We start from the raw sequence: 18,235 nt of genomic DNA, 5'->3' as shown, positions 1-18,235 counted from the left end.
ACGCTAATCGTCGCGTGGTCGGCGCGCGGCGGTTTCTGGACCGACCACGTCCTCGCGGGAGGCCCAGGTCTCCACGTGCCCAGGAACCTCCACCGTTCCGCGGATAAAGACCGGATCCTCGCCACGAGCGCTCTGCTCTCGGTAGTCCTTCAACAGCCGGAATGCGATCCCGGACAGTACGGCTATCGAGATCAGGTTGATGAGGGCCATCACGCCCATAATCCCGTCGGCGAATGTCCACACCACATCCGCCGACAGCACCGCACCGACGAGCACGGCTGCGCACGCCAATGCTCGGAACCCGGTGAGGACCATCGGATTGTCGCTGATGAACTCTACGTTGGCTTGGCCGTAGTAGTAGTTGCCGATGATCGAACTGAACGCCAACAAGAAGATGATGACGGCAAGCAGCCAGCCGGCCCACTCCCCAAGCCCGCCAGTGACCGCGCCATAGGTCAGGTCGATGCCTTTAGCGGCATCGGTGTAATCCTGTTGTGAAGCCAGAATGATGAACGCTGTGATCGAGCACACGATGAGCGTGTCGAAGTAGACCCCCAAGGTCTGCACCAATCCCTGCTTCACCGGGTGGGTGACCGCTGCCGAGGCACCTGCGTTCGGGGCCGAACCCAGCCCGGCCTCGTTGGAGAACATGCCGCGCTTGACACCGGCCAAGATGACCGATCCCACGGCAGCCCCCGTGGCTGAGTTAGCAGTGAAGGCGTCACTCACGATGGTCTGAATCATGCCCGGGACCTCCCCGATGTTCTGCGCCACGATCACCACGCCGACCACGAGATAGAGCAACGCCATCAGGGGCACCACGGACTCGGTGACCTGCGCAATGCGGCGAATGCCACCAAAGATCACCAGGGCGGTCAGACCTGCCACGGCAAGGCCCAAGCCCCAGGCCATCGCGTTGCCACCGTGCCCGGATGTCGACTCCAAAGTCGCCACGATCGTGTTCGCCTGCAGCGAGGAGAAGGCCAGGGGAAAGCAGACAATGAGTACGACCGCAAACAGCACGCCCACCCAGCGTCGACCTAGCCCATGCTGCATGTAGTAGGCCGGACCGCCCCGAAAGCCGTCCTTGTCCCGAACCTTGTACAACTGCCCGAGCGTAGATTCCACAAAGCTCGAGGCGCCCCCGACGATGGCCATCAACCACATCCAGAAAACAGCGCCGGGGCCGCCCAACACGATGGCTGTCCCGACACCGGCAATATTGCCCACGCCGACTCGCGAGGCTGCCGAGACCGTGAAGGCTTGGAAGGCTGAAATCGACTGTGCTTCTCCATCGGCATTGCGGGGGGTCGGATCCCGCAGAACACGTACCATCGACGGCAGTAGCCGAATCTGCACCACGCCCGTACGCACCGTGAAATAGAGCCCGAGCACGACGACCACGGGCAGCACGGCCCAGGTCCAGAAAAGGTCGCCTTTATCGGCCAGGAAATCGTTGACTGCGTTCACTGGCGGGACGCTACTCGCTCACCGCGGTCCGGTGAGCGGAGACTGGCCGAAATGGTGCTGCCGGATCCACGCATGCATCGCGATGGCCCCCGCGGCTCCGGCGTTGATCGACCGAGTCGACCCGAACTGCTCGATGTGCAGGATGTCGCGGCACTGTGCCCGCATTTCTTCTGACAGGCCTGGGCCTTCCTGCCCGAAGACCAGTACGCACCCACGGGGTAGGTCATAGGTCTCCAGCGACACCGAGCCGGGCACGTTATCTATGCCGATGAGAACAAGCCCCTCAGCGCTCGCCCACTGCGCCAAATCATGGACGGTGGGGTGGTGGCGTTCGTGTTGGTAGCGGTCGGTCACCATCGCACCGCGTCGGTTCCATCGCCGCTTGCCGACAATGTGAAACGCCTTGACGTTGAAGGCATTTGCGGTACGGATGATCGAGCCGATATTGAAATCGTGCTGCCAGTTCTCCACCGCGATGTGCAGCGGGTGGCGAGTCCTGTCCAAGTCGGCCACGATCGCCTCGTGGGTCCAGTAGCGATAGTGGTCGGCCACATTGCGCCGGTCGCCCTCGCTCAACAGCTCCGGGTCGTAGGTCGGGTCAGGCGTGCCGTCCGGCAACGTCGGCCGCGGCCCTTCCCAGGGCGGGACCCCGATCTGTTCAGTCACGCGCCCACTGTCCCACCGCGCGCCGCGTGAGCAGCGCGCTCCCCCAATGTGGCAAACGCCGCGCGCAATTCTGTAGGCCTCTCCACCTCCAGATCGAAGGGCAGGCGAAGCAGCCACCAGGCGATGTCCTGGAGATGGTGACTTCGAGCGAGCACCCTCGTCACCGAAGCCTCGACCTCTTCGGCCTCGACATACGAGCCGACCTGGGTGCGTACCTCCTCTAGCGGGGCATGAATCAGCACGCTCGCGCTGATCGGCCAGGACGCACCCATCGACTGCCGGATGTATTCCTCTGGGTCGGGCGACTCCCGGGGTCTGAAGGTGAAGGTGCTCGCACGCGCGTCGCTCATCCGGTCGAGCCGGAAGGTGCGCCAGTCGTCCCGATCCAGGTCGTATGCCATGAGGTACCAGCGCCGCCCGGTGGCGACAAGGCGATAGGGCTCGATGCGCCGGTCGGTGGATACGCCATCGCGGGCGGTGTAGGCAAACCTCGCCTGCACAGAGTCGCGGACGGCCCGAGCCAGCACGAGCAGGATGTCCGGGTCGACCTCGATCGGGCGGAAGTCGAGGGTGACCGTCGCCTCCTGAACCGCGGCGACCTGGGCCCGCAATGTTGCTGGGAGAACCTGATCGAGTTTGGTCATGGTGCGCAGCGCGGCCTCACCGACGCCCGCCACCGTGCCACCTGCTGCCAACCGCAGGCATACGGCGACCGCGACGGCCTCTTCACTGTCCAATAGCAGCGGCGGCAGGGCTTTGCCCGCCCCCAACTGATAGCCGCCATGGGTTCCGTGCGTGGCCAGCACCGGGTACCCGAGTTCGCGCAGCCGGTCGACATCGCGCCGGATGCTGCGGGTGGTCACCCCTAAGCGATCGGCGAGTTCCGGCCCGGTCCACACCGGACGAGATTGCAGCAGGCCAAGAAGTTGAAGGACGCGCGCTGTCGTGTCGGACATAACGCCATTGTGGGCGCGACCCGGACAGTTTTAGTCCGGTTTTGAGGAGGACTTCGCGGATGGCTTGGGCGCGGACGTCGACTTCGGGGATGGCTTCGCGGACGTGCTCGGACTGCCTTGCGGCAGTTCTTCAATCTTGCCGCGCCGCGGGAGCCATTCCTTTTTCAGGTCCGAGATCGTGCCGTCAGAGGACAGCGTGGCCAACGCTCGGTTGAGACACGGCGTGAGTTTGGAGCCCTTCGGCAGGACAGCACCAAGTTGTTCGTCAGTGCCGGGGAGCGTGCCGATCAGTCGGCCATCTTTGAGTTGAGTTCCCGCGAGGTACTCAGCGGTGGGGACATCGACAACAACGCCGTCGACCTTCTTGTTGTTCAACGCCTGGGTGGCTGCGGCGATGGTCGGGAATGAGGTCGCCTTCGTCGCTGGCTTGAGGACCTTGCCGATCGCCGCGAGCGAGGTGGTTTGCACCGACGCGCCCAACGTGGCGGTTCGCATATCGCTGACCGTCCGCGCCTTCGCCAACGGGCCGTCCCCCGTCGACAGGACCGCCTGGCGAGTGCTGGCGTACGGCGTGGAGAAGTCGACCTGTTTGGCTCGCTCGCGGGTGATGGACACCTCGGCGAGCGCCAGGTCGAACGTCTTGCCGCTGGGTTTGGCGATGTCTTCGAAGGGCAACCGGATCCACTTGACCCGGTGTGGGTCGAAGCCCATCTTTTTCGCCGCCTGGAACCCCAGCGCCGACTCGAAGCCCTGACCGTTCCCCGGGTCATTGCTGACAAACCAAGGCGCAAACACCGGGTCATAGGTCGCGATGGTCAGGCGGTCGTCCTTCACCAGGTCGATCGCCTGGCCCTTGCAGGGGGCCGCAGACGAGGAACTCTCTTGCGATGTGCCCGTACTGCTACTCGAGGTCGTACAACCCGTCGCGGTCACGAGGAGGGCGCTGCACACCAGTGCGAGTCGTCGAGCCGAGGTCATGGAGGCGACGATAGCCCGCGTACCCTTACGCATTGTGATGCACACGCTCGGTCCCCAATGGATGGACCCGAATTATCTGCTGACCGAGTTCGGCGGCGCCTTCTTCTGGCTGTCCATCGCCATCGTGTTCATCGAGTGCGGTCTGCTGTTCCCGATCCTTCCGGGCGACTCGCTGCTCTTTGCGATCGGCCTGTTCACCGCGACTGCAGAGACCAGCGGTTTCAGTGTTCCGCTGTGGACCTCGCTGCCCTTGCTGACCCTGGCCGCGTTCGGTGGCAATGTCGCGGGCTATGAGATCGGCCGGGCTGTCGGGACACCGCTCTACGAACGAGACGGCAAGATCCTCAAGAAGAAGTACTTCGATCAGACGACGGCGTTCTTCGACAAGCATGGCAACAAGGCCCTCGTCATTGGTCGTTTTGTCCCCATCGTGCGCACCTTCATCACGGTGGTGGCCGGCGCCAGCCGGATGGAGCGGGCTCGGTTCTTCACCTGGTCGGCCGTCGGCGCGGTGCTGTGGGTGTTTTCGGTAACGTTGGCCGGGTACTTCCTCGGCAAGTCCTTCCCCGGGCTCGGGGAGAACATCGACAAGTTGATCATCCTTATCGTGCTCCTGTCGGTGCTGCCGATGGTCTACGAATACCTCAAGCACCGGCGGCAGTCGAAGGCGATCCTCGAAGAGGTCGGCGACGCTGCCCATGATGTTGTCGACCCCGACCCGCACGACTGACCACTCTCCCAAACCTCATCGATGAGATGTGATGCGCAGCCTCGGGCCTGGACCCCCTCCAGAAACGCCCAGACCCGCGGCGCTGCATTCAACGGATAGACGCGCGAAGCGCGCCCCCGGTTGCACCGGGAGCGCGCTTTTTTTACCTGCTATAGAACTTGCGGTCAGTCGAGCCCCAGGTCGCCGAGTCCGTACGCCGACACATAGGTCGGGACGTCCTGCTCGACCCGCTCCCGCGCACCTGTGTCGCGGTCGACGATGACGGCGACGCCGACCACCTCAGCCCCGGCTTCGCGGCAGGCCGCAACAGCCTCCAGCGCGGACGCGCCCGTGGTTGAGGTGTCCTCCACCACAAGCACCCGCCGACCCTTGATCGAGGGGCCTTCGATTCGCTGCTGCAAGCCGTGAGCCTTTCCTGCTTTGCGGACCACGAAGGCGTCGAGTGCGTGACCGTCGGCGGCCGAGGCGTGCAGGATGGCCGTTGCGACCGGATCGGCACCCATCGTGAGGCCACCGACCGCGTCGAATTCCAGGCCGTCCGTGACCTCCCGCATGACGCGACCCACCAATGGGGCCGCGGCTCCGGAGAGCGTCACTCGGCGCAGATCGACGTAGTAGTCGCCCTCCGCGCCGGAGGACAGCGTCACCTTGCCATGCACCACGGCCTGGTCACGGATGATCTGTTGCAGGGCCTCGCGGTCGTGTGGGCTAGTGCTGGTAGTCACAGTCAGCGAGTGTACGAGAGTCGAACTGCCGCCGCCCGACTACTTGTTGGGTCGATGCTTCGCGACGATCTTGCCGTTGCGCAGCAACCGACGCGGAGCGATCCGTAGCAGCGGCACGATCGCCTTGTACTGCGCGCCAGGCACCGAGATGGTCTTGCGTCTTGCCACATCACGCAGGCAGTCACGGACCAGGGCGTCCGCCTGCAGCCACATGAATTTCGGGATGGCCTCGCCCTTGATCTCAGCACGCTCATGGAACTCGGTACGAGTGAAGCCTGGGCACAGCACCGTGACGAGTACACCGCTGCTCTCGACTTCTGAGGCCAGCCCCTGGGAGAAGGCGATGAGATAGGACTTGGCGGCCGCATACGTCCCGCTGGTGAGGTGACCAGCGACCGAGGCGACATTGATGATCGTGCCGTGGCCCCGTTCACGCATCGCGCCGGCGGCCGCGTGGCTGAGCACGACCGGCGCCTGAACCAGCACCGCGAGCATGCGCTCTTCGTCCTCCACCGGATTGCGCAGGAACGCCTTCCGCAACCCGAATCCCGCGTTGTTCACGAGCAGGTCTACGGGACGAGATGCCTCAGCAAGGCGGTCCGCGACTCGCTGCACCTGGGCACGGTCGGCGAGATCAGCTGGAATGACCTCGACGGAGATTCCATACGAGTCCTCCAGCGTTGTCTTGAGCGCGCCCAGTCGAGCCTCATCCCGCGCGACCAAGATCAGATCGTCACCGCGCTGGGCGAGCTGCTCGCTGAAGGTCTTGCCGATTCCGGCGGTCGCGCCGGTCACCAGTGCCGTCGTCATGGTGCCGAGTCTGACATGGGCGGGCGGCGCGACGCCGGTCGCGTCTAGGCTCGGCGGGTGCGCATCGCAACCTGGAACGTCAACAGCATCCGCAGCCGAATCGACCGCGTCGTCGGTGTCCTAGAACGCCACGACCTCGACGTCCTGATGATTCAGGAGACCAAGTGCCGAGACGACCAATTCCCTGCGCTGCCCCTCGAATCGGCGGGCTATGAGTACGCACATTTTGGGCTGAACCAGTGGAACGGCGTGGCCATCATCTCCCGCGTCGGCCTGGCGGCTGTCCACCAAGGGTTTGCCGATATGCCGACGTACGGCGACCCGCCCATCGCTGAGGCGCGCGCACTCGGAGCGACCTGTGGTGGCGTGCGATTCTGGTCGCTCTACGTCCCCAACGGTCGCGAATTGGAGCACGAGCACTATCACTACAAGCTCGACTGGCTAGGCAGGTTGCGTGATGAGGCAGCCGGTTGGCTGGCCGACGACTCAGCAGCGGAGGTCGTGCTCGCCGGCGACTGGAATATCGCCCCGACCGACGAGGACGTGTGGAGCGTCGACTACTACGCCGACAAGACCCATACGAGCGACCCGGAGCGGGCGGCCTTCCGCGCCTTCCTCGACAGCGGGTACGCCGACCTTGCCCGTCCCCACACGCCCGGCCCGGGCACGTACACCTATTGGGACTACACCCAACTCAGCTTCCAGAAGCGGCGCGGAATGCGGATCGACTTCCTCCTCGGTTCCCCCGCGCTGGCGGCACGAGTCACTGGCGCCGAGATCGACCGCGAAGAGCGCAAGGGCAAAGGCGCCTCCGACCACGCACCGGTCATCGTCGACCTGGGCTGAGCCGACGCAGCGGGTCGCTCCTGAGCGCAATTCGATCGGACCGATGGTGCGCTCCAGCGCACCATCGGTCCGATCGAACGTGGCGGGTGGCAGGCAAGACAACCAACGTTCCTCAACATCCGGGACTCACCAGCGCTTGAACATCTCAAAGGGCCGCTGGAAGAGCGCGCTAACCCCGACGATGTAGACCGCCAGCACCACCAGGATGTGCATCGGGACCTCGTGACTTCCGCCACGCAGCGACATCCAGCCCAGATAGCCGATTGGCCCGGCGACCAGCACTGCGCACCAGGCCGCGTGCCGTCCGATTTCCTCATTGGCACGACGAGCAAGTCCTGGGTCGGATCGCACCCGCTCCGGGATTTTTTCACCGATGTCACGGTGGCAGACATTTCCCCGCACCGAGTGGTAAAGGACATGCAGCGTTGCGAGCAACCCCACGACTAAACCGATGAGAATGAGGTTCAGCGCAACCGAGTTCACGGGCTACCGCACATAGTTAAGAATAACTGCTGCCATCAACTTCCTCCTTCTTCTCCACACAGCGTCCGCCTGGAGCTTCGGTCAGACCATCCGTGAGCACCAGCGCACGGATGGTCTGACCGAACGCGCGCTCGCCATCGTTGCCCTCTCCTGACCGCCGGACTCCATTCCCTCCTTAGGCTGGGGTCATGGCCTGGGACAGCGAGCATCACGAAGCCGTCATCGTCGGCACCGGTTTCTCCGGGATCGCGATGGGCATCGCGCTTCGGGCCGCGGGCCGGGAGTTCGTCATGCTGGAGAAGGCGGCCGAGGTCGGCGGGGTATGGCGCGACAACCGCTACCCCGGGTGTGCGAGCGATGTTCCAGCGCATCTCTACTCCTACTCCTTTGAGCCCAATCCCTATTGGTCCCAGACCTATGCACCGTCCGACGAGATCCAGGACTACCTGTTGTTCTGCGTCGAGAAGTACCACCTGCGGCAGCACATCCACACCGGGTCGACCGTGCAGCAGGCGATCTACAACGAGGCCACCGGCCGCTGGACCCTGACCGTGGCATCCGCCTGGGGTAGCACCCGCCAGGTCACCACCGACGCCCTCATCCTCGGAATCGGCGCGCTACACGAGCCGGTCATTCCCGAGATTCCCGGGCTGCCGGATTTCGCCGGCGAAGTTCGACACACCGCCGCCTGGGACCCGGGCATGTCGGTGCTCAGCCGGAGGGTCGGCGTCATCGGTACGGGTTCCAGTGGGGTGCAAGTGATTCCACCACTGGCGGAGGATGCCGAACAGCTCTCAGTGTTCCAGCGCTCACCAGCCTGGGTACTTCCGCGGGGGAACGAGGAATACACCGAGGAGCAGGTAGACCGATTCGAGCGACACCCCAGCAGCGCCCAAGCCCTGCGCGCCATTCAACGCACTCAACTTGAGGCACGCAGCCTGGCATTGACGACCCAGCCAGCCCTCCGCAAAGTGCTCACCGCGCAGGCCAAGCGTCACCTACAGAAGTCGGTCGCCGACAAAGCGTTGCGCGCCAAACTCACGCCCTCAGATGCGCTGGGCTGCAAGCGATTCCTCATGTCCGATGCCTACTACCCGGCGCTCATGCGGGACACCGTCGAGGTCGTCACGGACGCCATCGATCACATCGAACCGGATGCCATCGTCACCGCCTCCGGACAACGACACCACGTGGACGTGCTCGTACTCGCTACCGGTTTCGATCCCGTCGGGTCCTATCGGGACCTGAGCATCGCCGGCCTCAGGGGACGAGTTCTCGGGCGAGAGTTCGCCCGCGATGCCGAAACCTACCTGGGAGTGAGCGCCCCACACTTTCCCAACCTGTTCATGCTGCTCGGCCCCAACACCTTGCTCGGGCACAGCTCCGAGGTGCTCATGGTCGAGGCCCAAGTCGCGCTCGTCACAAGCCTGCTCGCGGAACGCGAGCGCCGCGGCGCAACCTCAGTGGCCGTACGCCCCGAGATCGTCCCGGGATTCCTGGCCGACATCGATCGCCGTAGCGCGCGCTCCGCATGGCGGTCCGGCTGCACCAGTTGGTATCTCAACGCGCAGGGCCACAATCGAACCCTCTGGCCGGGCTCCGTCCGCGAATACGAGAAGCGCGCGACCAAGCCGGAGTTCGTGGACTACGTGTTCGCCTGACTCACGCGGGCTGAAGCCTCTTCCCTGTCAAGGCGATTCACGCCTAGGGCAAGCGCTACCACCGCCGCCAACGCGCAGGCCACTGCCGCGCCCAAGAACACCGTCTGGACCTGCACCACACCGGCGTCCTTCACCTGCTGCACCGTCGGATTCTCCAGCGCCTGCACGGTCGCATAGAAGCGGTTCAAACCAATCGCCGTGAGCACGCCGAGCCCGACCACCATGCCAATCATGCGGGCCACCACCACCAGTGCCGCCGCGACCCCGTGATCACTCTCCGGCGCATCGGCGAGCGCCGCGTCGTTGATCGGCGCAATGGACAAACCCACGCCAAGGCCGACCAGCGCCAGCACCACGGTCGAAGACACCGCATCAAGCGAGCCGGGTCCCCAACCCGACATCACCAGCATGCCAACCGCAGCGAGCGCGAGCCCCGGCGCCGCGACCAAGCCGGGCCCAAAGCGGCGCAGCGCCCACCCACCGAGCAAGGCTCCGACAGGGACCGCGAGCAGGAAGCGCACCAGGATGAGGGCAGCCGCCGTTTGATCTTCGGTGACAGTCAGGCGCGCCAAGATGGGTACGTCCACCACGACAGCAACCAGGGCCGTCCCCACCATCCCGGAGGCAACCAAGGCGGGCGCCACGCGCTTGCGTATGACACCGCGGTTGATGAGCGGACGCTCCGCCATCCGATGGCGAATGAGGTAAAGGATGGCAGCGACCGCGGCAATGGGCAGAAGCACCGCGCCCTGCGGACCGATCACTTCCTTCTCGGGGTTCGCCGAGGCGAAGGCGAGGACGAGCGCGCCAAGAGCCACCGTGATCAGCAGGGCACCAACCAGGTCGACCTTTCGCAGCGCCGACCACATCAGGGGCGCCAGCAGCACCAGGGTGATGGCCAGCGCGATAGCACCCCACAACCCGATCTGAGTCATCAGGCGTGATTCGTGGCCAGCATAGGGAACGAACGGTTCACCCCAGGTGATGTCCTGAGTCAGCCGTTCTGGCGCCCACAGCGCGAGCCCCAACAAACCCAGTGTCGCGACCGACGCGACCGCGGTCGCCGAGCGCCACACGCGTGGGTATGGCACCCGCACAGGATCAGCGCGCTCGCCCGAGCCGCCAAACATCCGGACCATCAGCGCAAGCACCACTCCGGCAATCGCGTTGATCCAGAAGATCATTCGCCAGTCCCACACCGCGAGAATCGCGGCGCCGAACAGGGGTCCGAGCACGCTGCCGATCTCTTGGACGGCACCAACCACACCTAAGGGTGTGCCCCGCTCCCCTGCGGGCCACAGTTGCGCGACCAGCGCCAACGTCGCCGGGACCAGGCCACCGCCGCCGACCCCTTGCAGGACTCGACCGCCGACCAAAATCGGCAATTCGACCGCGAGCGCCGTGATGACCGAGCCCAGGACGAACAGCCCCAGGCACACCAGGAGCACTCGCTGGCGCGACACCAGGTCAGCGAGCCGCCCGATCAGTGGGAGGGTGGCGATGTACCCGAGAAGGAAGCCGGAAACGATCGGCGTCGCCTTCTGAAGCGCGTTGAGTCCGAGGCCGACGCCGGACATCATGTCTTCCAGCGCCAACACCACGACGTAGGTGTCTGCGGCCGCGAGCGCGACCGCAATGGATGCCGTGGCCAGGAGCGCCTTAGGCCGGGGGTTGGACGTCAATCTTCTTGCCGTACTCATCCAGACGCAGCGTGTACGTCGTGGTGGCGTCGTTGAAGAACACTCCTCGAAGGGCCGCCGAGCGCAACTCGTTCTTGCTGGTCACCAAATAGGTGACGTCGTACTTCAGGCCCGGGTTTCCCAAGGAGAAGGTGGCCACGACATCGGTGCCGATCAGTTCACCGGTGATCACCCGCACCACGTCGTTGCCGTCGCGCCGCTCAGCACCGAACTTGGGGTTCTTGGTCTTCGGGAGAAGCGACGAGATGCCCTTCTCCCTGGAGAACAACAAGGCCGGGTCTGGTGCTCCGTAGTCTTTCGGCTGCACCGTGCGCATGTCGGGCCAGATCGGGAGTTTTGCCCAGACCTTTCCGTCCACCGCGACCACCGGAACATCGGCCTGTGTCCCGGCAATTGCTGCGGTCAACGTGCCCTTGAACGCCGGCGCAGGACCGCCATCTCCCTCACCCTTGATGACACCCGTCGCAGAATCCGGGACGCCCTTTGACGTCAAGGTCAGATGCATCCCGCTGGAGGCGTCCATTACCTTCTTCGTGGCTTGGAGTCGCTGCTTGGGGGTTGGCGCCTTCGAGCCGGAGGGCTTGGCCTCGTCCTTACGGGAATCCGCACCAGAACTGCATGCGCCGAGGCTGACGACGCCCAGGAATGGAAGTGCCGCCAGCGCTGCGCGGCGAGAGATCGGCGGTGTGGAGTCAGGACTGTGGACCATACGCAGAACCTATCTGGACAACGGGACGTGGATAGGTCCGACGCACCCGCCACCTGATGCGTTCCATCCGAATCGCCCCCATCGAGCAGAATCGAGCGGGCCACCCAGAGGGCGACCCGCTCGATGATCTGCGTCAGCGCGTGACGTAGTTCCAACCCTTGATGCCGTAGTTCTCCAGCACCCAGGCCTCGAATCCACCCTCGATCTGCGACTGCTCCACGATCTCAGCGCCCCTGACCGGTACGGGGACAATGGTCGGCGTACCGGCCGGCTGCCACGGGTCGCTCACCAACTCGCCGTAGTGCTTGGCCTTCTTGTTGAGTGGCTTCCAGTATTCGTACGTCTGGGTCTCACCATCCAACGGCCGGCCCTGGGCAACCGTGATATCCGCCTTGGGCAACTTCCCTTGAAGGAAGAAGTTGATGACCGGTCGGTCGACTTCCTCGGTGCCATAAGGGAAGAGGCCGTGCTCAGCCTCGTTGTCAACGGCGATGAAAGACGTGTTGGGCAGACCAAGACCGCTAGCCCGTCCATGCTCCCACACCGTCTGCGCGTCGAGCTCGGACTGGATGACGATGGTCTTCGGGTACGTCTTCGGGTCGGCCACCGGCATCTGGTTTTGCGTCTTCCAGGTCAGGCATTGCACGGCCTGCTCCCGGTACATTCCCGCCGTGATCTTGCCGTCGTTCAACTCGCGGGCCAGCTTGTCAATCCACGCCTGCCAGAAGCCCTCACCTTGGGTGTATTGCCCGTCACCACAACGGATCATCGTGCCCATATCGGTCAGAGTCTGCCCATCCGCTGTCGCGGTTCGGCCGGGGCTCCTCTTCAGAGATGAGCGCGTCAGTTTGTCCAGTTGATTGATCTTGGCTGACGCAGTCTTGCGGACCAGCGCAGACCGGGAGTTGGTTGCCTTATTCAAGAAGTCGCGTTGAGCCTGCGTCGTCGCTGTCGGCGCTGGAACTGAGCCCTGGTCAATCTGTTGGCCCGAGCGCGACGGGCTGGGCTCGGCCTTGCGTTTGTTGACCGACTTCCAGAAGAGGTCCTGCTGCCGCGCCCCCGCCCACGGCTGGAACTCCTTGTCATGCTGGTAGGCCGCCTCCGTCACATCGAGAGCGGAGTCAAGCACCATGAGGTCTGCCTTGGACCAGAAGACCTTGGAGTACCACGAGCCGAGCCAACTGCCATAGGAGTAGCCGAAGTAGTTGAGTTTGGGCAGTCCTAGAAGGTGCCGGATGAAGTCCATGTCATAGGTCGTCTGCTCGGTCGTGATGACTTTTGCATCCGGGTCATCGGCGCATTGCTCGCCCATCGCCTTGTTCTTCGCGAACGCGCTCTTGTCCTGCGGGTCAACGGTGTAGTCGCACGAAACGTGCTCGCTGGCTCCTGTTCCGCGCGGGTCGAAGCCGATGAAGTTGTAGTAGGGCTTCAGATCCGGGAAGGCTCTCTCGGCCAGAGTTTCGGCCATCTTCAGGCCGGACCCGCCCGGACCACCGGGATTTCCCATGATGGCGCCCTTGAAGCGATCCTCGTCGTGCTCATTGATCTTGTTATAGGAGATCTCGACCTTGAGGGTCTTACCGTTCTGAGAATCGTGCCAGTCGCGTGGGACCGAGATGGTCGCGCATTGCACCGTGGCGACAGGCGCAGGATCTTCCCACGTGCAATCGCTCCACTTGATCTTCTGCTTGGCGAGCTTGCCGGCCAACTTGGCCACATTAGGGACGTCGTCGGCCGCCGTTGCTGGACCAACGGGGCCTAATGCGCCAGCACCAAGAGCCGCCCCTGCACTGACCGCAACGACTGCGGTGACCTTACGAGGTTTCTTCATCGCGCTTCCTTTCGTGGGGCCCGCCTGGTGCGAGGCCATCACCGATCTGCGTTGACACCAGGCGCCGAGAGCGACCAGTCGGTCGGTCTCGGCGCCTGTGAACAATCAACAACCTGGTCGCATCCTCAGCGCTTCACCAGGTTCCACCCTTCGATGCCGTAGTTCTGCAGCACCCAACTGTGGAAGCCAGCCTGGATCTCGCCTTCGCGGACAATCTCAGCTCCGGTCACCGGGGTCGGCACAATCGTCGGCGTCCCTGCTTTCTGCCACGGGTCGGTGACAAGCTCGCCGTAGTGCTTGCCCTTCTTGTTGATCGGCTTCCAGTACTCGTAGGTCTCCGTCTCGCCGAAGCGTGGGAGGCCCTGAGACACGGACACATTGGGCTTGGGAAGCTTGCCCTCGAGGAAGAAGTTCAGAACTGGACGGTCAACTTCTTCGGTGCCGTAGGGGAACACTCCGTGCTGCGATTCGTTGTCCACCGCAATGAACTTCGTGTTGGGCAATCCCAAACCACTCGCGCTGCCGTGCTCCCAGACGGTGTTTGCGTCCAATTCCGAGTGGACCACGATCGTCTTGGGATACGTCTTCGGGTCGGCTACGGGCATCTTGTTCTGGGTCCGCCAGGCCAAGCACTCGAAGCCCACCAGGGTTCCGTTGTCTGCCTGCGGTCCGATTTCCCGGACCACCTTGTCGTACCAGGCTTTCCAGTACGCCTCGCCTTGGGTGTATTGCCCGTCGCCACACCGGATCATCGACGACATGTCGACGAAGGTCGAGGCCTCCGCCGTCGACTTGCCCGCTCTGGCGCGAGCGCTCGGGGTCTTGGTCATGGTGCTGGTCAACTTTGACAGGTCCTTGAGGCGACGCTCCGCGCCCTTGCGCACGATCGGGGAGGACGACTTTGCCTGCGCCTTGAGGAAGGTGCGCTGCTTCTCGGTCGAGGCGCTCGCCGCCGGAGCCGGTTGCGTACTGACACCTGGCTCGGCCGCGTCCTGACGGACCTCATATGGCTTCGACCACAGCTTAGTCCGGCGAGGGAACGCCCACGGTTCGAACTCCTTGTCGTGCTGGTAGGTCGGCTCCGTCACATCAAGAGCGGAGTCGAGCACCATGAGGTCCGCCTTGGACCAGAAGACCTTGGAGTACCAGGAGCCGAGCCAGGTCCCGTAGGAGTAGCCGAGGTAGTTGAGCTTGGGCAGGCCCAGCAGGTGACGAATGAAATCCATGTCGTACGTCGTCTGCTCGGTCGTGATTGTCTTCGCCTGAGGGTCACCCGCGCACGCCTTGCCGATCGCCTTCCACTCGGCGAACTTACTGGTGTCATTGGGGTCCACGGTGTATTCGCAACTGGCGTGACTGCTCTTGCCGGTGCCACGCGGGTCAAATCCAATGTAGTTATAGTAAGGATTCAAATCTGGCATGGACTGAGCAAAACCGGCCGCCATCGATAGGCCAGACCCACCAGGACCGCCCGGGTTTCCCATGATGGCGCCTTTGAAATGATCATCTTTGTGATCATTCAACTTGTTGTAGGAAATCGCGACGTCCCAGGTCTTGCCATTCTGGGCGTCATGCCAATCCTGCGGCACCTTGATGGTCGCGCACTGGACCGACGCGGGCTGTAACTCAGAGCATCTGCTCCACGTGATCTTCTGCTTGGCCAGCGCATTCCCGGCCAGTTTGGCGACGTTGGGCACCGCCTTGGACTCTGCCGACGCGGAGCCGATCGGGCCTACTGTTGCCGCACCCAGGAGTGTCGCGGTGGTAACCGCTAATGCCCCAGTGATCGATCGAGTTCTGTCCATCTCAAAACCTCTCATTTCAGCCATGAGTGATTGCCGCGCAGACCTCCCAGCCTCGATGGGTCACGAAGTTTCTTGGGTCGACGCGTTAATGATGCGTGGTGATGGATGAACGGTACTTGCACTAATGCTCCGCGTGGGAGATTCGCGCATGGTTATTTTTTTAGACCTCGCCGAAGCCGAAATAACCTGGGCTCAGCGCAAAGTCAGGTGGTCCCCGGAGTCGGATAGGTCGATCTGCGCCCGACCGCCGTCGCGCACATCGCCCGAAAGCAACGCTGTTGCGAGTCGGTCACCGATCTGCTTCTGAACCAAACGCCGCAGCGGACGAGCACCGTAGGCCGGGTCGAAACCCGCCTCCGCCAACCATGCCCGCGCGGCGTCGGTGACCTCGAGCGTGATGCGTCGGTCAACCAGTCGCCGGTCAAGTTCGGCCACCTGCAACTGCACGATGTGCGCAAGCTCTGCCTTGGTCAACGGCTCGAAGATCACCAGCTCATCAAGCCGGTTGAGGAATTCCGGCTTGAAGGCCTGGCGCACGGCCGTCATCACCGAGTCGCGCCGTTGTTCGGCGGACAGCAGCGGATCCACCAAGAAGGCCGATCCCAGGTTGGAGGTCATCACCAGCAGGACATTACGGAAGTCGACCGTTCGCCCCTGACCGTCGGTAAGCCGACCATCATCGAGCACCTGCAACAGAATGTCGAAGGTTTCCGGGTGCGCCTTCTCCACCTCATCAAGCAGGACCACGCAGTACGGCCGACGGCGTACGGCCTCGGTGAGTTGACCGCCTTCTTCGTACCCGACGTAGCCCGGGGGCGAGCCGATCAGGCGCGCCACTGCATGGCGCTCGGCGTATTCCGACATGTCGATGCGCACCATGGCGCGCTCGTCATCGAACAAGAAATCGGCAAGTGACTTCGCCAGCTCGGTTTTTCCGACACCCGTCGGCCCGAGAAACAGGAAGGAACCCGTAGGACGGTCAGGGTCAGCGATCCCGGCCCGCGAGCGGCGTACGGCATCGGACACCGCACGCACCGCGTCGACCTGACCGATCAGGCGTTCGCCCAACACCTCCTCCATCCGCAACAACTTCTCGGTCTCGCCTTCGAGCAGGCGTCCCGCGGGGATCCCCGTCCACGACGAAATGACATCGGCGATGTCATCGGCTCCCACTTCGTCCTTGACCATCGGCGCCACGCCGCCGGCCGTTGACGCTGTTGCTTCGGCATCCTGAGCGCTTTGCAGTTGCTGCTCCAGCTCGGGCAGGTCCCCGTAGAGCAACTTGGACGCACCTGCGTAATCCCCTTCTCGCTGAAGGCGATCGGCCTGCGTCCGCAACTCGTCGATTTGTGCCTTCAGGTCTCCAACTCGGTTAAGTCCCGCCTTTTCAGAATCCCACCGGGCCGTGAGTGCAGACAACTCCTCCTGCTTGTCAGCCAGGTCAGCACGCAGACGCTCCAGACGTTCCCGGGAGGCATCATCGGTCTCACCGGCCAGATGCAGCTCCTCCATCTTGAGCCGGTCCACCGCGCGTCGCAGCGCATCGATTTCCACCGGTGAGGAGTCGATCTCCATGCGCAACCGCGAGGCTGACTCATCGACCAGGTCAATCGCCTTGTCCGGCAACTGTCGGCTGGTGATGTAGCGATCAGATAGCGCAGCCGCCGCGACCAGCGCGGAATCGGAGATCGCGACCTTGTGGTGAGCCTCGTAGCGCTCTTTGAGGCCACGCAGGATGGCAATGGTGTCCTCGACCGAGGGCTCACCGACGAACACCTGCTGGAAGCGGCGCTCAAGGGCTGGGTCCTTCTCGAGATGCTCGCGGTATTCGTCGAGCGTCGTCGCCCCGACCATCCGAAGTTCGCCGCGCGCGAGCATCGGCTTCAGCATGTTGCCTGCATCCATCGCGCCTTCGCCTGAAGCGCCAGCGCCGACCACGGTGTGGAGTTCGTCGATGAAGGTCACCACCTCACCGTCACTGCTCTTGATCTCTTCGAGGACAGCCTTGAGGCGCTCTTCGAACTCACCTCGATACTTCGCGCCCGCAACCATGGCACCCAGATCAAGTGAGACAAGTCGCTTGTCGCGCAACGATTCTGGGACGTCACCCTCAACAATGCGTTGCGCCAGCCCCTCCACGACGGCGGTCTTCCCGACGCCTGGATCACCGATGAGCACCGGGTTGTTCTTGGTACGCCGCGAGAGCACCTGAACCACCCGGCGAATCTCACTATCCCGCCCGATAACCGGGTCAAGTTTTCCTTCACGAGCAACGGCGGTCAGGTCGGTTCCATATTTTTCCAGCGCGTCATACGTGCCCTCGGGCGCTGCGCTGGTCACTTTGCCGCCACCCCGGGTTGCCGGGACCGCCGCTTCAAGCGCTGCGGCGTCCAGACCGAAGTCTCCGGTGCGGGCGAGTGCCACGAGTAGATGATCGGTCGACACGAACGAATCGCCCATGGACGTCATCAACTGGCGAGCCTGCTCCAACACGTGCGCCAGCCCCCGCGACAAAGACGGCTGCGCGGTGGTACTTCCGGTCGCCGACGGCACACTACGCAGTGCTTGCTCAGCGGTGCTGCGCACGGCAGCGGGAGTCGCGCCGACGGCCTCCAGCAAGGGTGCCGTGGTCGTATCGGTTTGGTCTGTGAGTGCGAGCAGCAGGTGCGCGGGCTCCACATGCGGATTGCCGGCGGTAGCCGCGCCTGCAGCGGCCGCGGCTAGCGCTTCCTGCGATTTGGTGGTCAACGAAAGGTCCAATGCAGCCTCCAGTGTCGAAAAATTCTGTTCCTACTGGGACCAACATCCACCAAGTTGAGCGTATTCCACTCAACTCTGACATGACGCAGCGCTGGCCGGGAAGCC

15 protein-coding genes are annotated in these 18,235 nt (G+C 63.7%); 3 read left to right on the top strand and 12 right to left on the bottom strand.

Going from position 1 to position 18,235, the window contains the following annotated elements; translation table 11 throughout:
• Positions 1 to 3 precede the first annotated feature (3 nt).
• Genes F562_RS0115895 through F562_RS19610 form a run of 4 tightly spaced genes read right to left on the bottom strand, consistent with a single transcriptional unit; the run spans position 4 to position 4,070 of the window.
• Positions 4 to 1,470, bottom strand: coding sequence for an alanine/glycine:cation symporter family protein (locus tag F562_RS0115895; protein WP_018157964.1), 1,467 nt, complete (start codon positions 1,468 to 1,470; stop codon positions 4 to 6).
• Positions 1,471 to 1,488: 18 nt separating this feature from the next.
• Positions 1,489 to 2,136, bottom strand: a complete 648-nt coding sequence (locus F562_RS0115890) for a TrmH family RNA methyltransferase (protein ID WP_018157963.1) — start codon at positions 2,134 to 2,136, stop codon at positions 1,489 to 1,491.
• Positions 2,133 to 3,092, bottom strand: a complete 960-nt coding sequence (locus F562_RS19615; protein WP_018157962.1) for a helix-turn-helix transcriptional regulator — start codon at positions 3,090 to 3,092, stop codon at positions 2,133 to 2,135. The genes F562_RS0115890 and F562_RS19615 overlap by 4 nt, the downstream gene beginning before the upstream one ends.
• 30 nt (positions 3,093 to 3,122) lie before the next feature.
• On the bottom strand, positions 3,123 to 4,070 hold the full coding sequence (locus F562_RS19610) for an ABC transporter substrate-binding protein (protein ID WP_018157961.1): 948 nt from the start codon (positions 4,068 to 4,070) through the stop codon (positions 3,123 to 3,125).
• A 37-nt stretch (positions 4,071 to 4,107) separates the two neighbouring features.
• On the opposite strand from F562_RS19610, the gene F562_RS0115875 reads away from it, so the two are divergent.
• On the top strand, positions 4,108 to 4,800 hold the full coding sequence (locus F562_RS0115875) for a DedA family protein (protein ID WP_018157960.1): 693 nt from the start codon (positions 4,108 to 4,110) through the stop codon (positions 4,798 to 4,800).
• 164 nt (positions 4,801 to 4,964) lie between these two features.
• Here the strand turns inward: F562_RS0115875 and pyrE are convergent, their stop codons facing one another.
• Positions 4,965 to 5,525: an orotate phosphoribosyltransferase gene (gene pyrE / locus F562_RS0115870; RefSeq protein ID WP_018157959.1), complete on the bottom strand. Its 561-nt coding sequence runs from the start codon at positions 5,523 to 5,525 to the stop codon at positions 4,965 to 4,967.
• Positions 5,526 to 5,564: 39 nt separating this feature from the next.
• Positions 5,565 to 6,335 carry an SDR family NAD(P)-dependent oxidoreductase gene (locus tag F562_RS0115865; protein ID WP_018157958.1) on the bottom strand — a complete coding sequence of 257 codons (771 nt, stop codon included), beginning with the start codon at positions 6,333 to 6,335 and terminating at the stop codon, positions 5,565 to 5,567.
• Between the two features lie 57 nt (positions 6,336 to 6,392).
• Between F562_RS0115865 and F562_RS0115860 the strand changes: the two genes are divergently transcribed.
• The gene (locus F562_RS0115860; protein ID WP_018157957.1) at positions 6,393 to 7,181 is read left to right on the top strand and encodes an exodeoxyribonuclease III; all 789 of its coding nucleotides are present in this window, start codon (positions 6,393 to 6,395) and stop codon (positions 7,179 to 7,181) included.
• 126 nt (positions 7,182 to 7,307) lie between these two features.
• Here F562_RS0115860 and F562_RS19605 read toward each other — a convergent pair whose 3' ends face one another.
• Positions 7,308 to 7,664, bottom strand: coding sequence for a hypothetical protein (locus F562_RS19605; RefSeq protein ID WP_018157956.1), 357 nt, complete (start codon positions 7,662 to 7,664; stop codon positions 7,308 to 7,310).
• A 188-nt stretch (positions 7,665 to 7,852) separates the two neighbouring features.
• Here F562_RS19605 and F562_RS0115850 point away from each other — a divergent pair, with 188 nt between their 5' ends.
• Positions 7,853 to 9,325: a flavin-containing monooxygenase gene (locus F562_RS0115850; protein WP_018157955.1), complete on the top strand. Its 1,473-nt coding sequence runs from the start codon at positions 7,853 to 7,855 to the stop codon at positions 9,323 to 9,325.
• Here F562_RS0115850 and F562_RS19600 read toward each other — a convergent pair.
• The 5 genes from F562_RS19600 to clpB all read right to left on the bottom strand — a co-directional run bounded on the left by F562_RS19600 (position 9,310) and on the right by clpB (position 18,130).
• A complete protein-coding gene (locus tag F562_RS19600) occupies positions 9,310 to 11,025 on the bottom strand; it encodes an MFS transporter (RefSeq protein ID WP_040385371.1) in 1,716 nt (571 codons plus the stop codon). The genes F562_RS0115850 and F562_RS19600 overlap by 16 nt on opposite strands.
• Positions 10,985 to 11,734, bottom strand: coding sequence for an LppX_LprAFG lipoprotein (locus F562_RS0115840; RefSeq protein ID WP_018157953.1), 750 nt, complete (start codon positions 11,732 to 11,734; stop codon positions 10,985 to 10,987). Before F562_RS0115840 ends, F562_RS19600 begins: the two co-directional genes overlap by 41 nt.
• Positions 11,735 to 11,867: 133 nt before the next feature.
• Positions 11,868 to 13,565, bottom strand: coding sequence for an alpha/beta fold hydrolase (locus F562_RS20405; RefSeq protein ID WP_018157952.1), 1,698 nt, complete (start codon positions 13,563 to 13,565; stop codon positions 11,868 to 11,870).
• A gap of 125 nt (positions 13,566 to 13,690) precedes the next feature.
• The gene (locus F562_RS0115830) at positions 13,691 to 15,370 is read right to left on the bottom strand and encodes an alpha/beta fold hydrolase (protein ID WP_018157951.1); all 1,680 of its coding nucleotides are present in this window, start codon (positions 15,368 to 15,370) and stop codon (positions 13,691 to 13,693) included.
• Between the two features lie 192 nt (positions 15,371 to 15,562).
• The gene (gene clpB / locus F562_RS0115825) at positions 15,563 to 18,130 is read right to left on the bottom strand and encodes an ATP-dependent chaperone ClpB (RefSeq protein ID WP_018157950.1); all 2,568 of its coding nucleotides are present in this window, start codon (positions 18,128 to 18,130) and stop codon (positions 15,563 to 15,565) included.
• Positions 18,131 to 18,235: the final 105 nt, after the last annotated feature.

It is taken from the genome of Demetria terragena DSM 11295 (genome assembly GCF_000376825.1).
Taxonomy (GTDB): domain Bacteria; phylum Actinomycetota; class Actinomycetes; order Actinomycetales; family Dermatophilaceae; genus Demetria; species Demetria terragena.
The sequence above is the reverse complement of the archived record's forward strand: the minus strand, read 5'-3'. Positions and strand labels throughout refer to the sequence as shown.